Origin of the sequence: Helicobacter turcicus, assembly GCF_019711685.1 — a bacterium.
GTDB classification, from domain to species: Bacteria; Campylobacterota; Campylobacteria; order Campylobacterales; family Helicobacteraceae; genus Helicobacter_D; species Helicobacter_D turcicus.
Genome location: NZ_JAIGYQ010000004.1, coordinates 118,472 through 138,688, shown reverse-complemented (window position 1 = coordinate 138,688; position 20,217 = coordinate 118,472). Strand labels below are relative to the sequence as shown.

Annotated in this window: 15 protein-coding genes; 5 read left to right on the top strand and 10 right to left on the bottom strand. The window is 36.7% G+C overall.

The window, feature by feature from the left end:
• Position 1: 1 nt before the first annotated feature.
• The 3 genes from K4G57_RS09305 (at position 2) to corA (ending at position 3,333) form a co-directional block, all read left to right on the top strand.
• Positions 2 to 1,012 (top strand): sensor histidine kinase, encoded by a 1,011-nt coding sequence (locus tag K4G57_RS09305; protein ID WP_221531825.1) that lies wholly within the window; start codon positions 2 to 4, stop codon positions 1,010 to 1,012.
• A gap of 75 nt (positions 1,013 to 1,087) precedes the next feature.
• Positions 1,088 to 2,296: a phosphoglycerate kinase gene (locus K4G57_RS04240; protein ID WP_221531826.1), complete on the top strand. Its 1,209-nt coding sequence runs from the start codon at positions 1,088 to 1,090 to the stop codon at positions 2,294 to 2,296.
• Positions 2,297 to 2,376: 80 nt separating this feature from the next.
• Complete coding sequence (corA, locus tag K4G57_RS04235) at positions 2,377 to 3,333, top strand: magnesium/cobalt transporter CorA (RefSeq protein ID WP_221531827.1); 957 nt, start codon at positions 2,377 to 2,379, stop codon at positions 3,331 to 3,333.
• A gap of 159 nt (positions 3,334 to 3,492) precedes the next feature.
• Here corA and htpG read toward each other — a convergent pair whose 3' ends face one another.
• The 8 genes from htpG to K4G57_RS04195 all read right to left on the bottom strand — a co-directional run bounded on the left by htpG (position 3,493) and on the right by K4G57_RS04195 (position 14,566).
• Positions 3,493 to 5,370, bottom strand: coding sequence for a molecular chaperone HtpG (gene htpG / locus K4G57_RS04230; protein ID WP_236033197.1), 1,878 nt, complete (start codon positions 5,368 to 5,370; stop codon positions 3,493 to 3,495).
• Between the two features lie 313 nt (positions 5,371 to 5,683).
• The gene (gene flgE, locus K4G57_RS04225; RefSeq protein WP_221531828.1) at positions 5,684 to 7,972 is read right to left on the bottom strand and encodes a flagellar hook protein FlgE; all 2,289 of its coding nucleotides are present in this window, start codon (positions 7,970 to 7,972) and stop codon (positions 5,684 to 5,686) included.
• Positions 7,973 to 8,181: 209 nt separating this feature from the next.
• A complete protein-coding gene (locus K4G57_RS04220) occupies positions 8,182 to 9,516 on the bottom strand; it encodes a sensor histidine kinase (RefSeq protein ID WP_236033198.1) in 1,335 nt (444 codons plus the stop codon).
• A gap of 21 nt (positions 9,517 to 9,537) precedes the next feature.
• Entirely contained in the window at positions 9,538 to 10,200 is a 663-nt protein-coding gene (locus K4G57_RS04215) for a response regulator transcription factor (protein WP_221531829.1), read from the bottom strand.
• 8 nt (positions 10,201 to 10,208) lie between these two features.
• Positions 10,209 to 10,796, bottom strand: a complete 588-nt coding sequence (locus tag K4G57_RS04210) for a metal-dependent hydrolase (RefSeq protein WP_221531830.1) — start codon at positions 10,794 to 10,796, stop codon at positions 10,209 to 10,211.
• Between the two features lie 9 nt (positions 10,797 to 10,805).
• Positions 10,806 to 11,264, bottom strand: a complete 459-nt coding sequence (ybeY, locus tag K4G57_RS04205; protein ID WP_221531953.1) for an rRNA maturation RNase YbeY — start codon at positions 11,262 to 11,264, stop codon at positions 10,806 to 10,808.
• Entirely contained in the window at positions 11,254 to 12,012 is a 759-nt protein-coding gene (locus tag K4G57_RS04200) for an exodeoxyribonuclease III (protein ID WP_221531831.1), read from the bottom strand. Before K4G57_RS04200 ends, ybeY begins: the two co-directional genes overlap by 11 nt.
• Before the next feature lie 10 nt (positions 12,013 to 12,022).
• Positions 12,023 to 14,566 (bottom strand): AsmA family protein, encoded by a 2,544-nt coding sequence (locus tag K4G57_RS04195; RefSeq protein WP_221531832.1) that lies wholly within the window; start codon positions 14,564 to 14,566, stop codon positions 12,023 to 12,025.
• 170 nt (positions 14,567 to 14,736) lie between these two features.
• Between K4G57_RS04195 and K4G57_RS04190 the strand changes: the two genes are divergently transcribed.
• A complete protein-coding gene (locus K4G57_RS04190) occupies positions 14,737 to 14,946 on the top strand; it encodes a hypothetical protein (protein ID WP_221531833.1) in 210 nt (69 codons plus the stop codon).
• A gap of 352 nt (positions 14,947 to 15,298) precedes the next feature.
• The gene (locus tag K4G57_RS04185; protein WP_236033199.1) at positions 15,299 to 17,965 is read left to right on the top strand and encodes a calcium-translocating P-type ATPase, PMCA-type; all 2,667 of its coding nucleotides are present in this window, start codon (positions 15,299 to 15,301) and stop codon (positions 17,963 to 17,965) included.
• On the opposite strand, the gene K4G57_RS04180 is transcribed toward K4G57_RS04185, so the two are convergent.
• Positions 17,924 to 18,070, bottom strand: coding sequence for a hypothetical protein (locus K4G57_RS04180; RefSeq protein WP_221531834.1), 147 nt, complete (start codon positions 18,068 to 18,070; stop codon positions 17,924 to 17,926). The two genes, K4G57_RS04185 and K4G57_RS04180, sit on opposite strands and share 42 nt — an antisense overlap.
• A gap of 31 nt (positions 18,071 to 18,101) precedes the next feature.
• The gene (locus tag K4G57_RS04175) at positions 18,102 to 20,207 is read right to left on the bottom strand and encodes an ATP-dependent helicase (protein ID WP_221531835.1); all 2,106 of its coding nucleotides are present in this window, start codon (positions 20,205 to 20,207) and stop codon (positions 18,102 to 18,104) included.
• Between the last annotated feature and the right edge of the window lie 10 nt (positions 20,208 to 20,217).

Sequence of the window (20,217 nt, the reverse complement as noted above, 5' to 3'; positions counted from 1 at the left end):
TGTGATTGATGAACATTTATTAGAGTCTCTAAGTAGTAGCGATAAAGAATCTTTCGCAAAAGGCTTAAAAGAGCTTATCACACAAACTTACGAAGTTGAAAAAGAATTTGTGGAGCTAAAAGCACTCTTTGAAGAAGTGCTAGATGTCTTGCCAACAGCAGTTTGGGTGCTAGAGCAAGGAGGGGAGATTTTTTATCAAAATAGCCTTGCATGTGAGATTCCAGAGCTTTTAGAAAAACTTGACTTCTCTCAAAATAATCGCCAAGAAATTGAGCTTGAATATAATAAAGTCTATCTTGTGCATTCTAATACTAAACTCAATAAACGTATTATCTCTGCTACGGATATTACTAGCGAGAAACGTAAAGAACGTTTAGCATCAATGGGACAAATCTCCGCGCATTTAGCTCACGAAATCCGCAATCCTGTGGGTTCTGTTGCTCTGCTTGCCTCTACACTTATTAACCGCGTGGATTTAAAAAACAAATCCCTAGTCCTTGAAATCAAGAAATCCATTTGGAGAGTGGAACGCATTGTTAAGGCAACATTACTCTTTTCTAAAGGAGTGCATTGCAGTCGTAGCAAGATTGACCCCCAAAACATTGAAGACGAACTAAATGAATCTATTAGCCATTACACTTATTCTAAAGATATTGCCTTTGTGTTTAATTTTGATAAAGAGTATTTTGAAGCGGATTTTGATTTGCTCTGCATTGTGTTACAAAATTTCCTATTTAACGCCATTGACGCCATTGAAGAGGGTGAGAATGAAGAAGGAATTGTAGAGATTAATTTTCGCAATACTAGCGAATACGCACTTTTTGAAATCTACGACAATGGCAAAGCTATTGAAAATCCAGAAATTCTTTTTGAACCTTTTAAAAGCACCAAACTCAAAGGCAATGGCTTAGGACTTGCACTCTCTTTGCAAATCATTGAAGCGCACAATGGAAGCATTACACTCCTGCAAAACAATAAAAAAGGTTTTGCAATAAAAATTCCACATGCTTAAATTTTGCTTTTACATTAGGAATTAAGGCATTTTTAGTTAAGATTAAATTAACTATTTTACAAAGAAAGGATAAGCATGAGTGAAAATATCCAAAAAATGCAAAACGTAAAAAGCATTCGTGAGGTCAATCTCAAGGACAAGCGCATTTTAATTCGTGTGGATTTCAATGTTCCAATAGATGATGAGTCAAATATTAGTGATGACACAAGAATCCGTGAAGCAATTCCTACCATTAACTACTGCATTGACAATGGCGCAAAATCCATTATTTTAGTAAGCCACCTAGGACGACCAGAGGGCAAAAGTGATTCTTTTTCCTTAAAACATATCTTAAAACGTTTAGAGCGCTTATTATCTAAAGATGTCGTGTTTGTTGATAGCTTAGAAAATGCACAAGTTACCTTAAACACATTAGTCGATGGGAGTATTGTGCTACTAGAAAATATCCGCTTTTATGCAGGAGAAGAGCAAAACGATACAGAACTCTCCCAAAAACTTGCAAAGCTTTGTGATATTTATGTTAATGACGCCTTTGGGACTTCCCACCGCAAACACGCTTCTACCTATGGCGTGGCAAATTATGCAAAAGAAAAAGTTGCGGGATTGCTTCTAAAAAAAGAAATTGATTCCTTTGCAATCGCCCTCTCTAATCCTTTGCGCCCACTATTGCTAATTGTAGGGGGTTCTAAAGTATCTTCTAAGCTTACACTATTAAATTCTATTTTAAATGTCGTAGATAAAATCATTATCGGTGGAGCGATGAGCAACACTTTTTTAAAAGCCATTGGCTATGATACAAAGGAATCTTTAACAGAAGACCACCTACTAGAAGATGCACGCAACATTTTAAGAAGTGCTAAAGAAAAGGGTGTAAAGATTTATTTGCCTGTGGATGTTGTTGCAACTGATGATATTAAAGATCCAAAAGAGATTAAAATTATCCCCGCACAAGACATTCCAGAAGGTTTAATGGCAGTAGATATTGGACCAGCCACCGTGAAACTCTTTAATGAAGTCATCAAAGATTGTGAAACAATTATTTGGAATGGACCGCTAGGGGCTTATGAAACGCAAAAATTCTCACGCGGAACTTTTAGCATTGCACATGCGATTGCCGACACTTATGCTTATAGCATTATTGGTGGGGGAGATACTGCCGATGCTGTGGATAAGGCAGGAAATAGAGATAGCATAAGCTTCACTTCAACAGGTGGTGGAGCAAGCTTGGAGTTGCTTGAGGGTGAAGTGCTTCCAGCATTTGAAGTTTTGGACAAAAGAGCATAACAATGGATGAACCCCCGAACATTTTGATAAATACCAAACTAAAGGGGGATATCCTCCTTTAGAATCTTAAAGGAGTGATAATGTTAAATTTATTTATTAAACGTAATGGAATGGTTGTACGTGAGAGCATTCAATCTGTGGAAGCAATTGACGCAAGTGCAGATGTGCTTTGGATTGACTTGCTACACCCTACCGCACAAGAGATTGCCTACCTTTCAAAGACTTACCTACTAGATATTCCAACCAAAGAAGAAAGAGAAGAAATTGAAGAATCCGCACGTTATTGGGAAGATAGCGAAACGGTTACCATAAACACCTACTTTCTAACGCGTCCTAATGAAAAGAATATTTTACACAATGAGACAATTACCTTTTTGCTTACGCATAGTATCCTTTTTACCGTGCGTTATAGTGAGTTTAAGGTCTTTGATGAAATCCAACAACGTGTGCTTGCAAGCCCAAAGAACTTTGAAGATGGATTTGATTTAATCTCAAAAATCTTTGAATTGCGCGTAGAAAAAGACGCAGATATGTTAGAGGGGATTGCTAAACAAACACGTCTTTTACGTCGTGCAGTTATATTTGACAAACGTTTAGGAGATGATATTTTAGAAAATCTCTCCACCTTGCAAGAAATGCATCTTAGTTTGCGTGATAGTCTTTTTGATAAAAGGTTAGCAATCACCGCGCTTTTACGCACAAACAAAGCCGATGTGGAAGTTAAAAAAGACTTAGGAATCGTGCTAAAAGACATTAACTCTCTTGTAGAATTTACAAATGTCAATATGAATATTCTAGATAATATCCAAACACTCTTTTCTAACCAAATCAACATTGAGCAAAACAAAACCATTAAGATTTTTACCGTTGTAACCGTTGCTATGATGCCTCCAACATTAATTTCTACCATTTATGGAATGAACTTTAAATACATGCCCGAGCTTGAATGGACTTATTCTTATCCGATAGTTTTGGGGATTATGATTATCTCAACCGTGCTTCCAATTCTCTATTTCAAAAAGAAAAAATGGCTATAAATGCACCTTTAGGATTCTAATAATCCCTTAAAGGCATAGGATTTTATCCAAATATAGAATCTCTTTTGAAGCCTTTACTAAATATTTGAAGTTTTTTATTTGAGAATTTTTGGGGATTTTAGAGCCTTAAAAAACCTAAATTTTAAGACTCCAAAAAAACTAAATGCTTGCTTGTAATAAAGTGTTTAGGCGCTTCACAAACGCATTCACATCTTTGAGTTTGCCCCCTTCAAGCAACTTTGCCTCCTCAAGTAACAAATGCGCAATTTGCTCTGTTTTTTCTGTGTCATCACTTGCAAGCATTTTGGTTAAAATACTATGGTTTGGATTTAGCTCCAAAATCGGCTTAGACTCTGGCATATCGCCTCCTTGCATTCCCATTTGACGCATCATTTTTAGCATTGCACTATTTTGGTCTTCAGCTTCTACCACACAAGAGGGTGCATCTACTAACCTAGTGCTTAAACGCACTTCTTGCACCTCATCACCCAAAGCTTTTTTGATACTCTCTAACAAATCCTTAAATTTCTCTTGGGTTGCCTCATCAATATTAGCTTCGCCTAAATCCTCTAAGGCTTCTTTGGAAGTGATTGCGCGCAAGGGAGTTTTATCATATTCATTAACCATTGGCATTACGATTCCATCAATCTCATCGCTAAAGAGCATAACTTCAATGCCCTTTTTGTTAAACGTCTCTAACAATGGCGAACTCTTAAGAAGTTCCAAATCCTCACCTTGCAGATAATAAATCGCCTTTTGTCCCTCAATCATACGCGCCTTGTAGTCTTTAAAGGAAATCTCCTTGCCCTCACTCTTAGTGCTGCTAAAGCGCAACAACTCCAACAAACGTTCTTTGTTTTCAAAATCGCTATAAACACCCTCTTTTAAACATCTGCCAAACTCTTTATAAAATTTGCTATATTTTTCTGTATCTTTTTGCAATGCTTCAATTTCACTTAGAATCTTTTTTGTAGAAGCAGATTTAATCGTGGCTAAGATTCTATTTTGTTGCAAAATCTCACGGCTAACATTAAGAGGCAAATCCTCACTATCAATAATCCCACGCACAAAACGCAAATACGATGGCAATAACTCCTTATCATCATCAGTAATAAACACGCGTTTGACATAAAGCTTCACGCCACTTTTATAATCCACACGATATAAGTCAAAGGGCGCACTTTGCGGGATATAAAACAATGTTGTGTATTCTATGGAGCCTTCTACTTTTGTATGCACCCAAGAGAGTGGCTCTAAAGAATCATAACTCAAAGTCTTATAAAACTCCTTATACTCTTCCTCTTTTAAATCTTTCTTTGCCACGCGCCAAAGGGCGGAGGCTTTGTTGATTTGTTCGCATTTTTGCTCTAGCACTTCCTTTTTCTCTTTATCTTCTCCCTCGCTTTTAGTCTCACTAAAATGCAAGAAAATAGGAAAAGGAACATGGTCAGAGTATTTTTTAATAATCTCCTCAATGCGCCAACGGCTTGCAAACTCCTTTTCATCATCTTTTAAATAGAGCTTAATCTCACTCCCATGCGTGTCTTTTGCGCAAGGCTCTATCTCAAACTCTCCACTACCATCGCTAATCCACGCATACGCTTGATTTTCTCCTGCTTTTTTAGTCGTTACGATAATCTTACTTGCTACCATAAATGCAGAATAAAACCCCACGCCAAACTGCCCAATAAGCGCAGAATCTTTTTTCTTATCTCCACTAAGTTTGGATAAAAAGTTTTTTGTCCCACTCTTTGCAATCGTTCCTAGATTTTCTATTAAATCTGCTTCATTCATACCCACACCACTATCACTAATAGTGAGTGTGTTTTTCTCGCTATCAAATGCAATGTCAATTCTAGGCGTAAAACTTAGGGATTTTAGCTTCTCATCAGTTAGTGTTAAATACTGCAATTTATCAAGAGCATCCGATGCATTACTTACAAGCTCCCTTAAAAAAATCTCTTTATTAGAATATAAAGAATGTATCATCAAATCTAGCAATTGATTCACTTCTGTTTGAAAAGTATGTTTTGCCATAATTATCCTTTTTGTAAAAAATTTAGCGCATTATAACAAAAAATAGAAAAAAATCAATAAAGTTTATATTATTAATATCAACTTTATTTAGTTAAATAAAATAATATTTTATAGTCAGAATCTATAAACTTATAACCACAGAATGCCAAAAATTCCTCAAGAAACAATCCCAAAATTCAATAAAGAATCCCAAATGAAAAAACTAAAAATACACAAAAAGCTATCTTAAAAAAATTAAAAGAGTTAAAAGAAGTGATAAATCCTGCGCCCCTACAAGAATTTTAGGATTAGCGCAAGATTTTAGAAGTTAAAATTACTGCTTCAAGCCTAGCAATGTATTTAGCACTTGGTCAGCAGTGGTAACAGACTTAGAGTTCGCTTGGAATCCCCTTTGCACAACAATAAGCTGTGTAAGCCCACGACTCAAATCCGCATTACTCATCTCAAGCTTAGAAGCTTCTATGTCAGCACGTCCACCTGTTCCAGCAGCTCCGATAGTCGCACGTCCAGAGTTTGCAGACTCTGCGTAGAGATTGCTTCCACTCTCTTGTAAGCCTTCATAGTTAGCAAATGTTGCTACTGCTACTTGTGCTAGGGCTAAATTTATTCCATTATCAAAATTCCCTATCATTGTTCCTGTTCTGTCAAAGTAATAGTCCTTCAAAACCCCAGAAGCATAGCCATCTCCATTAACTTTTTGTGCTTGAGACTCTCTAGCGGTGCTTGTAAGTCCATCAAATCCTCCGCCTTTTCCAAAGTCTAATTCAATGTTTTGTGGGAAACTAGCCCCTGTATTTGGCTTGAATTGGATAGTAGATGGATTGACTCCTAGTAGCTCCCCATTCTCCCCAAAGGTTACGCTACCTCCTTCTAAAATATTTGGACGTTGTGCAGTAGAACCAATAAGCTCCGCAGGTTCTGGCACAATGATACGGAAACTCCATTCAGAATCGCCCTCTTTTTGAAACTGCATTGTAAATTGATGCTTATTGCCCAAACTATCATAAATATCCACAGTTTGCGCAAATGTTGCCATTCTTAAACCTGCAGTTGTTGTTACTTGTCCGCCTTCTACTAGCACACCTGTGTTCATAGCTTTCATTTGATTTTTAAATAACACATTTGTTGTGTTGTTTGCATCATTAAAAGCAGAGACAAAAATATTTAAGCTATCAAACTCTGGATTTGTAAGCGTACCCGGAGCTGCTGCCGCACTTGCTCTAATGCCATCATCTTGGTTATTAACCACAAATTGCCCAGTGCCATTTAAAGTAACTTTAACACTATAAGTGCTTCCTGAATAGTTATCCGGGATTCTTCCGGGATTCACACCAGCAGCAGCCGCTGCTGCTTGATACGCCCCAGAATCTCCACCAAAGCTTTTCACGCGATTTGCATCATGTTGCATTAGTGTGCGTAAATCCTCTGTGCTTCTAAACTGCCCATCGTCTAAACTTGGTGTTGTTTGTTTGCTATAGCGGTATTCAAAAGCAGTGGTAACAAGAGCGGAGCCTGTATTATTTGGTCCAAAACCACCCCCTTGAAAGATTCCATTATCAAATCCTGATGCTCGGATATTTTTATTGCTACCATCCCCATCAAGTTGATTTTTGTTTTGCAAAATTAAGTTGTTACCTTGTATGATTGCTTCTACACCTGTTTTGTCTTTATGGTTATTAATCGCTCTTTGAGCAGCAAGAAGGTGGCTAGAACCATTTGCAGTTGGATCATTTGTCCAAGTGATTGTTTGTCCATTAATTGTAACAGTAGTAGTAACCGCACCTGCTTGAATGTTACCTCCAAGAGATATTGGTTGTGTTGTGGCAGTTTGGTAGCTTATCCATACACCTTGTCCCTCTTGCAAACGCATAGCTTCTCCTGCGTCATTAAACATTACTCCCATATCTTGTGGGATTTCGTGTTGCTTGTCTGTTGTATCATAGATTCTATCTAAGCCTCCAGCAATGTAATTATTCGCGCTAGTGCTATCAAGAGGACTTGGACAACCGATATTTTCTGTCTTACTGCCACTTGTTAGGTTAATATTCCCCGTAACAACACCTGTTTTTTTCGCAGGGATAGTAAGACGTGGGTCAATCGTGATATTTCCAGCAGGACCTGTGGAATCCACACGATTTAAAGAGTCGCTTCCGCATGCACAATTGAGTTTAGATAAGTCTCTAACCCAGCCTTGCACGATAAATCCACTAGTATTTACAAGATTTCCCACTGCATCAAACATAAATGCACCATCTCTAGTATACATATTAGAATATCCGCCATTATTGCTCACAACAAACAATCCCTTGCCGCTTAATGCTAAATCGCCTTTTCTATCTGTATTCTGCAAAGAACCTTGCTCAAAAACTTTTGTTGTTGTTTCAATTCCTGTTCCTAAACCTATAGAGAAATCATTCATTCCTCCATAGCCTCCATAAGGAATCGTAGCAGCACGTCTTGTTTGGCTAACCATTGTAGAAAAATCGGCTCTTGCATACTTAAAACCACTTGTATTTACATTTGCAATATTGTTTGACTCAACATCTAATGCAATCTGGTGTGCTTGCATACCGCTAACACCTGACCATAAACTTCTTAACATTTGCAATCCTTTAAAACAAAGTATTTTGCAAAGTGTTAAGCAATTACTATTCCAACTTTTTCCTATTTAATTTTAAATTTTCTTTCTAAATTTTTAATCTTAAGCAGCATAAAATAGCCCTAGCTAGCAAAAAACTTCCCAAAAGATTCTATTTAGATTTAGCAATGGATTACAGAAAGCTTTGATAAAAGTCTAACAACATAAAAGAGCTACCATTCTAATCTAAACTCACTTCCCTTGCCCTCTTCACTCTTGCAAGTGATTGCTATCTTATAAAGCATACAGATTTGCCGCACTAATGCAAGTCCGATTCCAAATCCGCCTTGGTCAGAATTAGCGCGATAATAGCGGTTAAAAATCTTATCAATATGCTCTTTGCTAATCCCACAACCATTATCTTTTATGCTTAAGAAATTCTCACCCAAAACCACTTCCACACTTCCACCATTTTGCGTGTATTTTAAAGCATTATCTAGCAAATTATCCACCATACGCACGATTCTGCTGTAATTTGCGCTAATCACGCTCTCCACACTATCCTCAAGCTCTAAAGAAAAAGAAATTGCGATATTTTTCCTTCTAAAAAAAGGTTCAAAATACGCAATGCGCTCTGTAATTAACTGCCCTAATGCGACATTTTCAAGCTTTAAATCTTTTGCTTCATCAAAGGCATAAAAAAGCAAATCTTGATAAATCTGCTCTAACGTCTGTGCTGCTAACTTTATACGTTCAAATTTTTGCTGCTGGGAGGTGCTTAGCTCATACATTTTAATGCGCTCAATACTCATTAAAATCACACTTAGTGGCGTGTTTATCTCATGTGTGGAATCCTTAATAAACGCATTTAAATGCTGGATTTTCTCTCTTAGTGGCTTTAGACTTAAAGAGACTAAAAAATACGCAACCACACTCATTGCTAAAAATGCACCAATAAAGCTTATAAAAATCACACTAAGAAGTGCATAGAGTTCAGATTCCACACCCTTAGAATACACAAGCAAGTAAATGTTATCTTTAGATTCCATTTTGGAATCTAAATCGCCAAAGCTTTGTCGCATTACATGCCAAAATCTCCCTCCCATACGTTGGGTGATGAGATACATTCCATCATTGATGCGCACGATTTTATCATTTTTGTGATGTCTTGATGTTTTTAAAGTTGGTGCTTGTAAAAATGCTGGTGCGCTTAAAATCTCTCTAACTTCTTTAGAGTCTTTAATATTCTCTTGTGTGTTAAAGAGTATTTCACCATTTTTTTTAACAAGCAAAAACGTAATTCCTAGCTCACTATGGGCAGTTTCTAAAAGTTTTTTATAATCTAGAGCGTTAGAATTTCTAGGATAATTTTGAGATTGTTCATACAAATGCACCACCAAAGTGTGCGCATTTTCAAAAAGAGTATTGACTTTAGATTCTATAATAGAATCCTTTTTTGTCTGATACCAACCATAAAATACAAGTGCTAAAAAGACACAACTTGTCAGCATATACAGCACTAGAATCTTAAAGGCAGTTTTTTTACTCATATCCATTTTAAATTTCAATTCTCTTTGCCTCTCTTAAATTTAAACTTTCTTATAGCAGTAGCCCTCACCCCGCCTTGTTAGAATATTATCTTTCCCTACAATATGGCGCAAATTCTTAATATACACACGCAAACTAAGCTCACTTGGCTCTTCATCATATCCCCAAAGCACAAGATAAATTTGCTTTAAACTCACGAATTCACCCTCATGTTTTAGCAAAATCTTTAGTAATTCTCTCTCTTTTGCGGGAATCTTTTGCACTTTATTCTCTAAATATAAAATTCCGCTTTTGCTATCAAAACAATATCCATTGCCAAAATCAAACAGCGCACCTTTACCTTTACGTTTTAACTGCGCTTTGATACGTAAAAGCAACTCTGAAAGCTCAAAAGGCTTGCGCAAATAATCATCACAACCCCTTCTAAAACCCATTTCTAAATCTCTTAGCGTGTTTAATGCGGTAATAAAAATCGCTGGTGTGTCCTTGCCACTTTCTCTAACCTCACGCAATGCTTCAAATCCGCTTTGTCCTGCCACCATAACATCAAGCAATAAAATATCAAAATCCATTTCATAGGCTTTATTTGCCGCATCCAAGCCATTATCACAACACACTACTGCATAGCCTTCCTCTTCTAAACACTCCGCGATAATCTCTTGCAATGCCATATCATCTTCTAATAACAACACTTTTGCTCTCACACACTCTCCTAAAAATGGAATCCAAAATAATATGCATTTAAAACACTAAAGATTCCAAGACTAAAAACACCCACTGCATAGTCCCAAATTCCACCTGTTTTAAAGCGCAAAAATGTAGGCGTTAGATGAAAATTGCGTGTGCTAAAAGGAAGTAGCAATGGCACACCACTAGGCGTTAGCATATCGCCCATTAGATGTAACACACAGCCAAATAAAATCCCAAAGATAAATACTTCTAGCACCGCGTCGTCTAAACCTTTAACAAAACCACTAACTAGCGGAATTCCACTTAGCATTTCCGCACCAAATGCGCTTAAAACTAACAATAAGATTCCAAGCCCAACAATAAAAGTAATGCTATGCGTTAGCCCTCTGTGCCCAAAGAGTGCTTTAATCGCATTTGAGATTCCAAGAGTTTTTTTGCCAATTGTAGAATTTGGCTCATCGATATCAGGTAGTAATGCCCCCAAAGTTACCCCTCCATAAAACACGTTAAGCTCTTTTAGGCTTAGCGGTGTGTTAGTTAGCACAGAAAAACCCACTGCGACAAACGCACCAATTCCAAGAGCAAAAGCAATATGTGTTTTACCTAACATCTTTAATCCTTACATTTTTTCGCCCTGTGTGCGGACAATAAGGCTTGTTGGCAAACAAAAACGTTCCACAAGCTCTGCTTCTTTTTCTCTGTGCTCTCCGCTATCTACTTCATGATTAAAACCTACTAAATGCAAGATTGCATGGATAAAAAGTAGGGCAATTTCATCTTTTAAACTATGCCCTAGCGCATTTGCAACCTTTTGTGCGTATTGCGTGGAGATAACCACGCTTCCAAGTAGAGATGAAAACTCTGATTCTAAGGGAAAGGATAACACATCAGTTACTTTATCTATTCCCCTAAATTCTAAGTTTATGGCTTGAATTTTTGCATTATCCACAAGAAGAAGTTCGCATTCTTTTTTGCCTAAACCTAAATCCTCCAAAACACTTAAAAAAATGGATTCTAATTGCTCTAAAAAGATGGAATCTAAGAGAATTTCACTTTGATTATCTACATCAATGCACATCAATCTCTAATCCCACTGGGCAATGATCACTCCCTAAAATTTCTGGATAAATACTAGCACTCTTTAGCCTAGATTCTAAAGCCTTAGAGCATAAAAAATAATCAATCCGCCATCCCGTGTTGTTTGCTCTAGCCTTTCCCATATAACTCCACCAACTATAAGCCCCCTCTTTATTAGGGTAAAAATAGCGGTAAGTATCTGTAAATCCAGAATCTAAAAGCACACTCATCTTCTCGCGCTCTTCATCGGTAAAACCAGCGTTTCTGCGGTTTGTTTTAGGGTTTTTTAAATCAATCTCTTTGTGGGCAACATTTAAATCCCCGCATACAATCACAGGTTTTTTAGACTCTAAACCCTTTAAAAACACTCTAAAATCATCTTCCCATTGCATTCTATACTCTAATCGCTCTAACTCCCGCTTAGAATTTGGTGTATAGACATTCACTAAATAAAAATCCTTAAATTCAGCAGTAATAATGCGACCTTCTTTATCATGATGAGCAATTCCCATATCGTATTCTACGTTCAAAGGTTTTTGCTTACTAAAAATTGCCACGCCAGAGTAGCCCTTTTTCTCCGCACTATTCCAATATTCTTCATAATTTGGGAAGTCAAAAGTCGCTTGTTCTTTGTGCATTTTGGATTCTTGAATACAAAAAACATCTGCATCTATAAAGCCAAAAAACTCCATAAAACCCTTATTCATACACGCACGCAATCCATTGACATTCCAAGAAATTAATCGCATTTTACTCCTTTTATTTTGGGTGTTTCACACTGCCATGGTAAAATGGCACACAAGCCTTAGCCTCTCCTAAAACAGGCTCTGTAACAACTTCTGCTCCTTTTTTTAGTTTTTTAAAGATAGAAGATGCAAGATTTACTGCTGTTTTAATAGCGGTTTGTGTAATTTCAATTTTTGGATTATCTAATGTGCCTCTGACTTTTTGGGAGTATTTTGCACAATCTTTTTCATCTAGTAATCCAATAGAAAAATTCTCAAATGCGTTATTATTGAGATTTATAGCACCCACTGCTGCCATTCTTGTTTTGCCCGTTGCAAAGGCTACATCTTCTGCTTGTGCAACGCCATTTTTAAGTGCAAATTTCGCTTCTAACTCTTTAATCACACTTTTAGAATTTACCACTGCATTTAAGCCCAACATTCCTGCATCGCCCCCTTTAGTTACAGCAACGCCAAGCGGACCAGCTAACACAAATGCTCCCACATCAAGCAAATTCACGCTATTTGTGTTTTCATAATTTTTAGCAAGCGCATCAATATCAATACTATAAATTTCTAAATTTCTAGTGTTTAACTCCACACTTCCATTTAAATGCTTGATAATGGTTTTTGCATCATCTCCTTTAATACTTAAATCCGCATTTAAATTTGCAACTCCACCTTTAATAAGCTTCCCATTATCCGTAAAAGCTGCAATCTTTTTAATATCCAAATCTTTCCCGCTAACAAGCAGTTTTTCATTCTTTAGTGCCACATCAAAGCTTCCAAAATCTCTATTTTGGAGAATTAAACTAGGCTTATTATTAGCAAAACCTGCACTTCCTTTAAGGCTCAAAGCCCCCTTTAGTGCCATTGATAAGGGATTAATATTTGCAATCTCTGGTGTGCTTAGAGCAAAATCTGCACTATAAGCATTATTTTTCAAATCTATTTTTGCATTTTGGATTGTTGCTTGAATGTCTTTGCCATCTACATTTAACATAGCCTCCCCACTGCCATTTTTAATTTTTCCTAAGCCCTCCAATGCAAAACTTAAATCCTTTTTAAACTCCATTCCACTAAGCTTGTTTAAAGTCGCCTTTGCTAGAGTAATCTGCTTAGATTCTACGCTAAAATCTCCATCAAAATTAGAATCTTTAAAATTTGTCAAATCTGCTTTTGCATTTAAAACACCTTGCGCATTGTATTGCAAAAGCTTAGCAAGTTTTTGTAAGTTTAATCCTTTAATATCCACTTGCACATTTTGTGGAACGTTACTTTCTAATTCTGCGTTTGCTAACAATTTAGAATCAAATAAATCACTATCCACCCGCACTTTTAAGTCCTTTGCATTACCGCTAATTTCCGCATTTAGTGTATTATCTTTGCCAATCTCCAAGCCTTGATATTGCAAACTTGCAATCGTGCTTTTTAAATCCCCCTTTAACGTATAATTTAGCGGGGAGAGATTAATTTTATCCACAAGTGCATTTAAACTTACACTACCATTTACGGCATAATCTTTCATATCTGCATAATTAGAAGCAAGTTGAACAAGTTCTTTTAGATTTAAATCTTTTGCATTGAGTTTGACGCTTTGTGGTGCATAATTTGGCATTACAATATGTGCAAGAATCGGATTTGTTACTGCATTTAGAGCTAGTGTTGCTTCTTGGTTAGCAATATTGCTAGATTTTAGGTTGATATTTGCTAGAAGCGGGGTTTTTAGCATAAAATCGCTAAAGCCGATATTTTTTACACTCACCTTAATATCTCCATTGCTTGAGAAATCTACAATGCTTGCTTTTAGGTTGTTAGATTCCACATTTAAATAACTAGAAGTTGCAAGGAGTGTAGTGGTAATGCTATCATTCTTTGCAACACCATTAATTGCTAATTTAATGGAATCTTTTGGAAGCACAAGCCCGTAAGTCTTACGCAAAAGTGCAGTATTTGGCGTAATTGCACTTGAAGCAATATTAAATCCTCCACTTGGTGCTTGTAGATTTGAAATGTCCATATCTGCATTGATTAAGATTCTACCTTTTGCGTATTGTGGCTGATTCAAAAAAGAGAGTAAAGATTCTACATAAATCCCCTCTTTGCTACTTAAAAATAAACGTTTGGGCTTAAAGTCTTCTAAGCTCACATCTGCTTTTATCATACTATTAAAGGCTTTAATATCTGCATTAATAGCAAGCTTATTAGACTCCTTGATTACATCACCATTAACACTCACGTCACCATTTAAACGCATTCCTATAAGTTTTTCATAAAGTGCTAAATCCTTAATGAGTGCATTCACTTTTGCCTTTGTATTAAGAGAAAAGAGCGAGTAATCCCCACTTAGCGCAATTTGAGATTTTTGCTTATCTGTGATTGCAAAAGCATAGGAATTAAAACCTAAATCAAAATGTGTAAATTCTAATCCAATGGGAGCTTTTTGGTTTGCAATCTCTGTGATTTTGTCTTTTAAAAACGCATTTCCGCTACTTGAAAATAGCCAAAATGCCACACCAACAAGGATTACTAAGACCCCAACAACACTTATTGCAAGAATTTTTAAAAATTTTTTCATAAACACACCTTTTTAAGCCAAATAAAGCGGAATTCTAGCAAATTATTCCCAAACAATTGTGTAATATAAATAAAATTTTTATTCTTTAGCATTTTGTAAAAACTGCCGATATATAATGTGTCAATTCTTTTTACAAAAAGGAATGATAAATCATAAGAAAGGAGTCTATTATGATTTCAGGTATTGACAGCAGTGCAGTGGCGTTAAGTGGAAACCTAAACACTCTTAAAAAAGCAATGGATAGTGAAGAGACACTTATGAGTTCACTCTTAAGCGGAATGGAAGGTGCGCAAGCAAATTTGCAAACACAAGCACAAACGCCAAGCCAACCTACACAAACTCCAAACCAAAGCACAAATTTGCTAGATATTATGGCATAGCCTAAAGCACCTAAGTGCTTTAGGTGATTCTCAAAGACTTTAAACTCTAACTTTTTATTAATTTTAATTTTAAAAAACCCTTAGCAAAATGCGTAGATTGCCCAACTTTTGGTGTAAAGGCTAACCTAATGGGACTTGTTAATGCAACAAATTTTGCTTTTTTATGAAATTTTGTTACAATTCTAGCTCTATGAGGGAGTAGTAAGCGCTTTTATAGGCGTGGCAAGCCAACATAATGAGTCTTTAAAGATTCTGGTTTTGCCTTAAATTATGAGACTCATATATAACTTAAATAAGCTATATATGATCCCTCTACTGCAAATTTGGCTCATATCTAGCAAAAGGAGCCATTTTGAATCCTAACCCAAAAATTCAAGCAAACCCTTTAAAAACAGCTTTAGAAATGCCACAAGACATTCCGCTACAATTCGCTTTAAAAACCGATTCCAACTATGGCTTAACACAAACTCAAGTAGAAAATAGCAGAGCAAAATTTGGGATTAACGCCTTTAGCAAAACTCCTCCACCAAGCCTACTTAACGAACTCTTCAATGCTTTTAAAGAACCTATGGTGTTATTGCTACTTTTTGCTGCTACCCTAGCACTTAGCATTAATACTTACGAATACTTAGCAGAGGGAAGCGCAAACTTCTTAGAATGCGTTGGAATCTTTATTGCCATTTTTCTCTCCATTGGTATCACACTTACAATGGAACGTCGCAGTCAAAAGGCATTTGAAACACTAAATGCTATCACACAGGGCAATCAAGTGCGTCTTTTACGTCATGGAGAAATTGCGCAAATCCCTCAAGAAGAAGTGGTTGTAGGGGATATTATTTTATTAGAGAGTGGAGATAAGATTCCAAGCGATTGTGTTATTCTCCACGCACAAAGTCTCTTAAGTGATGAATCAAGTCTAACAGGCGAAAGTATGCCAAGCTTAAAGCATTCCTTAAAAGATAATCAAGAAATCACAAATGCCACTATGCTTTATAGAGGCTGTTTCATCACGCAAGGCAACGCAAAAGCCCTATGTGTAGCCACAGGAGATAATACAGAGTTTGGCAAAATTGCAACTGCTCTTGATTGCAAACAAAAATCCACCACTCCTTTACAAGAGAAGCTAAAAACATTAAGCGGCAAAATCACTCTTTTTGGTGCTACTGCCGCAATGCTAGCCTTTTTTATCCAAGTAGGATTCTTTATCTTTAGGGGGGAAATCGCATTCCAGAGCATAGCACAAGCTTTTATTTCTAGCATTGTTTTAATTGTTGCCTCTGTGCCAGAGGGCTTACCCACAATCGTAGCAATCTCACTTGCACTTAACATCATTAAAATGTCTAAACAAAATGCACTTGTTAAAAAACTTGTAGCTTGTGAAACTATCGGCTGTGTAAATATCATTTGTAGCGATAAAACAGGCACTCTTACACAAAATAAAATGACCATTAAACATTGCTTTATCTTAGATCAAATGCTTACACAAAAAACGTTAAGCCCATCTCTTAGAATTCCATTCCAGCACTTTATAGAAAATTGCACACTAAACTCTACTGCAAATCTTGGACATAATGGCGAATTTATTGGTAATCCGACAGAATGCGCCTTACTTGTGTATGCTAAAGATCTAGGATTCCATTATCAACAAATGCGTCAAAATGCCGAAATTTTACACACCTACCCTTTTGCTTCACAAACAAAAAATATGACCACGCTTGTGCGCTTTAGCGATAAATTAATATGCTATTCTAAAGGCTCTCCAGAGAAAATTCTAACCCAATGCAAAAGATTTTCAAATTTAGATTCCATTATAAAAAATATTAAAACCTATCAAACCCAAGCTTACCGCATGATTGCCTTTGCGCAAAAAGAGATTCCACTTAGTGCCTCCATACCACAACGCGAAGAGTTAGAATCAGAAATGGAGTTTTGTGGCTTTGTGGCAATTGCCGATCCATTGCGTGAAGATGTGTATGCTGCAATCCAAGCTTGTAAAAATGCTGGCATTACCCTTAAGATTCTAACAGGAGATAACCTAGAGACTGCAAAAGCCATAGGCAATCAATTGCATTTGCTAAATAAGCATTCTATTGCCATTGAAGCACAAGAGATTGAAAAACTAAGCCAAGAAGAGCTTTTAAAGATTCTTCCTAACATTACAATCCTTGCACGCTCTACACCAAGCACTAAAATGCAAATTGTAAATGCCCTAAAGGCTGAAGGCAATATTGTCGCACTCACAGGTGATGGAATCAATGATGCTCCCGCCTTAAAAAGTGCTGATGTTGGAATAGCAATGGGCATTAATGGCACAGAAGTTTCCAAAGAAGCAAGTGATATTATCCTACTTAATGATAGTTTTGCAACTATTGTTAAAGCCATAGAATCAGGACGTGGAATCTATCAAAATTTTCAACGTTTTATCCAATTCCAACTCACCGTGAATTTAAGCTCTGTTTTAATCGTTCTTGCCGCTGTTGTGTGTGGATTTACCGCACCATTTAGTGCTTTGCAACTTTTATGGGTTAATCTCATAATGGACGGACCACCAGCCCTAACTCTTGGGCTAGAACCTGCATCTAAATGCATCTTGGAGCAAAAACCCATTAAACGCAATGCTAACATCATCACACGTAATATGCTATGGCTAATTACAAGTAGCGGAATCTTTATTGCAGTAGTGTGTTTATTGCAATATTTTACAAACTTTTTAGGCGCACAAGATACACAAAAAAGCACAACACTTTTTACTTTATTTGTTGTTTTTCAGCTTTTTAACGCCTTTAACGCAAGGGAACTAGAAACACAAAGTATTTTTAGCAATCTCTTAAGCAATCACTTAATGCTAGGGACTTTTATGCTGACATTTGCATTACAAGTGCTAATTGTGGAGTTTGGCGCGCAAGTCTTCAAAACACAACCTTTGGAATTTCTACTTTGGTGCAAAATCATTGCCACAAGTTTTAGCGTCATTCTCTTAGGCGAAGTTCTGCGCTTTTTCTTGCGCAAAATGCGCTAGGGATTCTAAAAATGTGGAATCTAACATATTTTGTTCATTATTTATGGCTATTAAATCCTTGCAAAAAGCAATTTTAAAATTTGCGCATAGCACTCTAAATGGCACACATCACCCTATGCACAAAATCGTAATCACACTATACCTTGCTTACATAGCTTCCTAAAATCTCTCGTTCAAGTCCGCCAAAATTAATTTTAAGCTTGAGTTCTTTTCCGCTTTGACTTACTTCTAAAATTCTACCTGCACCAAAGATTTTATGCATGACACAATCCCCTCTTTTAAAGCTGCCTGTGTTAGAATCCCTTTTTGCTTCTTCTTTAAAATGCGTCCCACACACACCGCTTTCACTTAAAAAACGTGAAGGGGCTAAACTTGCGCGATTCCCACGATAAAACCTAGAATCCGCATAGCTCAAAAATAGCTCTTTTTTCGCACGTGTAAAAGCCACATAACCAAGTCTGCGCTCTTCTTCTATATTGCTATCTTCACGCACAAGCGGAAAAAAACCTTCCTCTAGTCCGATAACAAACACATAATCAAACTCTAACCCCTTGCTAGAATGCACACTCATGCACGACACACCCACAATACCCCTGCTCTCTTTGCGCATTTCTATATCTTCTTGGTCGCTTCTAAGCGCAAGGTCGTTTAAAAAATCTTCTAACTCCATTAGCGGATTTTGCTTGATATACTCACGATACACACCATAAAATTCTTCAATATTACTCACCCTATCAATCTCATCATGGCTTTTACTTAAAGCCTCACAAAGCCCAATTTTTTGTTCAAATGTATCAATAAAACTTAAGCTAGATTGCCTCAAACTCTCTTGTAGGCTTAACATTGTGGCAAAAAACTCTTCTATTGCATCATAAGCTTTTTTACCAATTGCGCTCTTTAGAGTTTCTTGCAACCCTTCTTGTATGGAATCTGCAATAAAGAGGCGATACACACTAGTTTTGTGTGCTTGTGCAAGTTGTAAAATTTTATCCAATGTTGTTTTTCCAATTCCACGTTTTGGTTTATTAATAATACGAGCAAGAGAAAAATCATCTTCTAAATTCACAAGCACACGAAAATAACTTAACACATCTTTAATTTCGCTTCTCTCATAAAAGCGAATCGCGCCGACTAGCACATACGGAATCCTAGCGCGATTAAAGCCCTCTTCTAGTGAGCGTGAGAGTGCATTTAAGCGAAACAAAATAGCAATATCTTTAGGATTTACTCCAGAATCTAAGAGTTTGCGAATTTCTTTTGCGATTTTTTGCACCTCTTCTTGCTCATCACCAGCATGGAGAATCTCAATGTTTTTTCCCTTGCCCAAAGTGCTAATTAATGTTTTTCCAAGACGCTCTTTGTTCTTTGTAATAAGTGCATTTGCAGCTTGCAAAATTGTGTGTGTGGAGCGATAGTTTTCTTGTAGTTTTATCACTTTAGCACCTTTAAAATGCTCACTAAATTGCAAAATGTTTTGGATATTTGCTCCACGCCAACTATAAATACTTTGGTCATCATCACCCACCACGCAAAGGTTTTGGTGCGTAGAACATAGGCATTTTAAAAGCAAATATTGCAAATGGTTTGTATCTTGATACTCATCTACCATTATGTATTGATATTTTTCACTCACTTCTTTAGCGACTTGAGGATTTTGTTGCATAATCTCTAAAGGCAACAAAAGTAAATCATCAAAATCCACCATATTTTTTTGCAGTAAAAATTCACCATAACGTCCATAGACTTTAGCAATATGTTTATATGTGTCATTATGCGCATTTTTTAGTGCCTCACTAGAAGTCATTTGCGCATTTTTGTAACGTGAGATTTCACTAAGAACTAAAGGCAGTGGAGCTAAATCGCTATTTAGCTCTTTAACAATACGTTTAGTATCCTCACTATCTGCTAGAATAAAATTCGCCTTGCGCCCTAAATGCGTGATATAAAACTTCAAAAACAATAATCCAAATTTATGAAAAGTGCAAAGTAAAGGTGGGTGTATGGAAGTGTTTTTAATCATACTTAAAGCACGTTTTTGCATTTGACTTGCTGCTTTATTGGTAAAGGTGAGGGTTAAAGTATTGCTAGGTGGAATCCCAACTACATCAATCAAATAAGCCAGACGCGCAGTGATTGTTTTTGTTTTACCACTTCCAGCACCAGCTAAAATCAAAAGTGCCCCATCAATGCTTGTTGCCGCTTCACGCTGACTAGGATTTAAGTCGTCTAAAAAATCTTGCATACTCCACCTT

Excerpts from the sequence above, each read along its gene's own strand:
- corA (WP_221531827.1), top strand. The coding sequence starts at position 2,377 with ATGTTAAATTTATTTATTAAACGTAATGGAATGGTTGTACGTGAGAGC.
- K4G57_RS04240 (WP_221531826.1), top strand. The coding sequence starts at position 1,088 with ATGAGTGAAAATATCCAAAAAATGCAAAACGTAAAAAGCATTCGTGAG.
- K4G57_RS04190 (WP_221531833.1), top strand. The coding sequence starts at position 14,737 with ATGATTTCAGGTATTGACAGCAGTGCAGTGGCGTTAAGTGGAAACCTA.
- flgE (WP_221531828.1), bottom strand. The coding sequence starts at position 7,972 with ATGTTAAGAAGTTTATGGTCAGGTGTTAGCGGTATGCAAGCACACCAG.
- K4G57_RS04200 (WP_221531831.1), bottom strand. The coding sequence starts at position 12,012 with ATGCGATTAATTTCTTGGAATGTCAATGGATTGCGTGCGTGTATGAAT.
- htpG (WP_236033197.1), bottom strand. The coding sequence starts at position 5,370 with ATGGCAAAACATACTTTTCAAACAGAAGTGAATCAATTGCTAGATTTG.
- K4G57_RS04175 (WP_221531835.1), bottom strand. The coding sequence starts at position 20,207 with ATGCAAGATTTTTTAGACGACTTAAATCCTAGTCAGCGTGAAGCGGCA.
- K4G57_RS04210 (WP_221531830.1), bottom strand. The coding sequence starts at position 10,796 with ATGTTAGGTAAAACACATATTGCTTTTGCTCTTGGAATTGGTGCGTTT.
- K4G57_RS04195 (WP_221531832.1), bottom strand. The coding sequence starts at position 14,566 with ATGAAAAAATTTTTAAAAATTCTTGCAATAAGTGTTGTTGGGGTCTTA.
- ybeY (WP_221531953.1), bottom strand. The coding sequence starts at position 11,264 with ATGTGCATTGATGTAGATAATCAAAGTGAAATTCTCTTAGATTCCATC.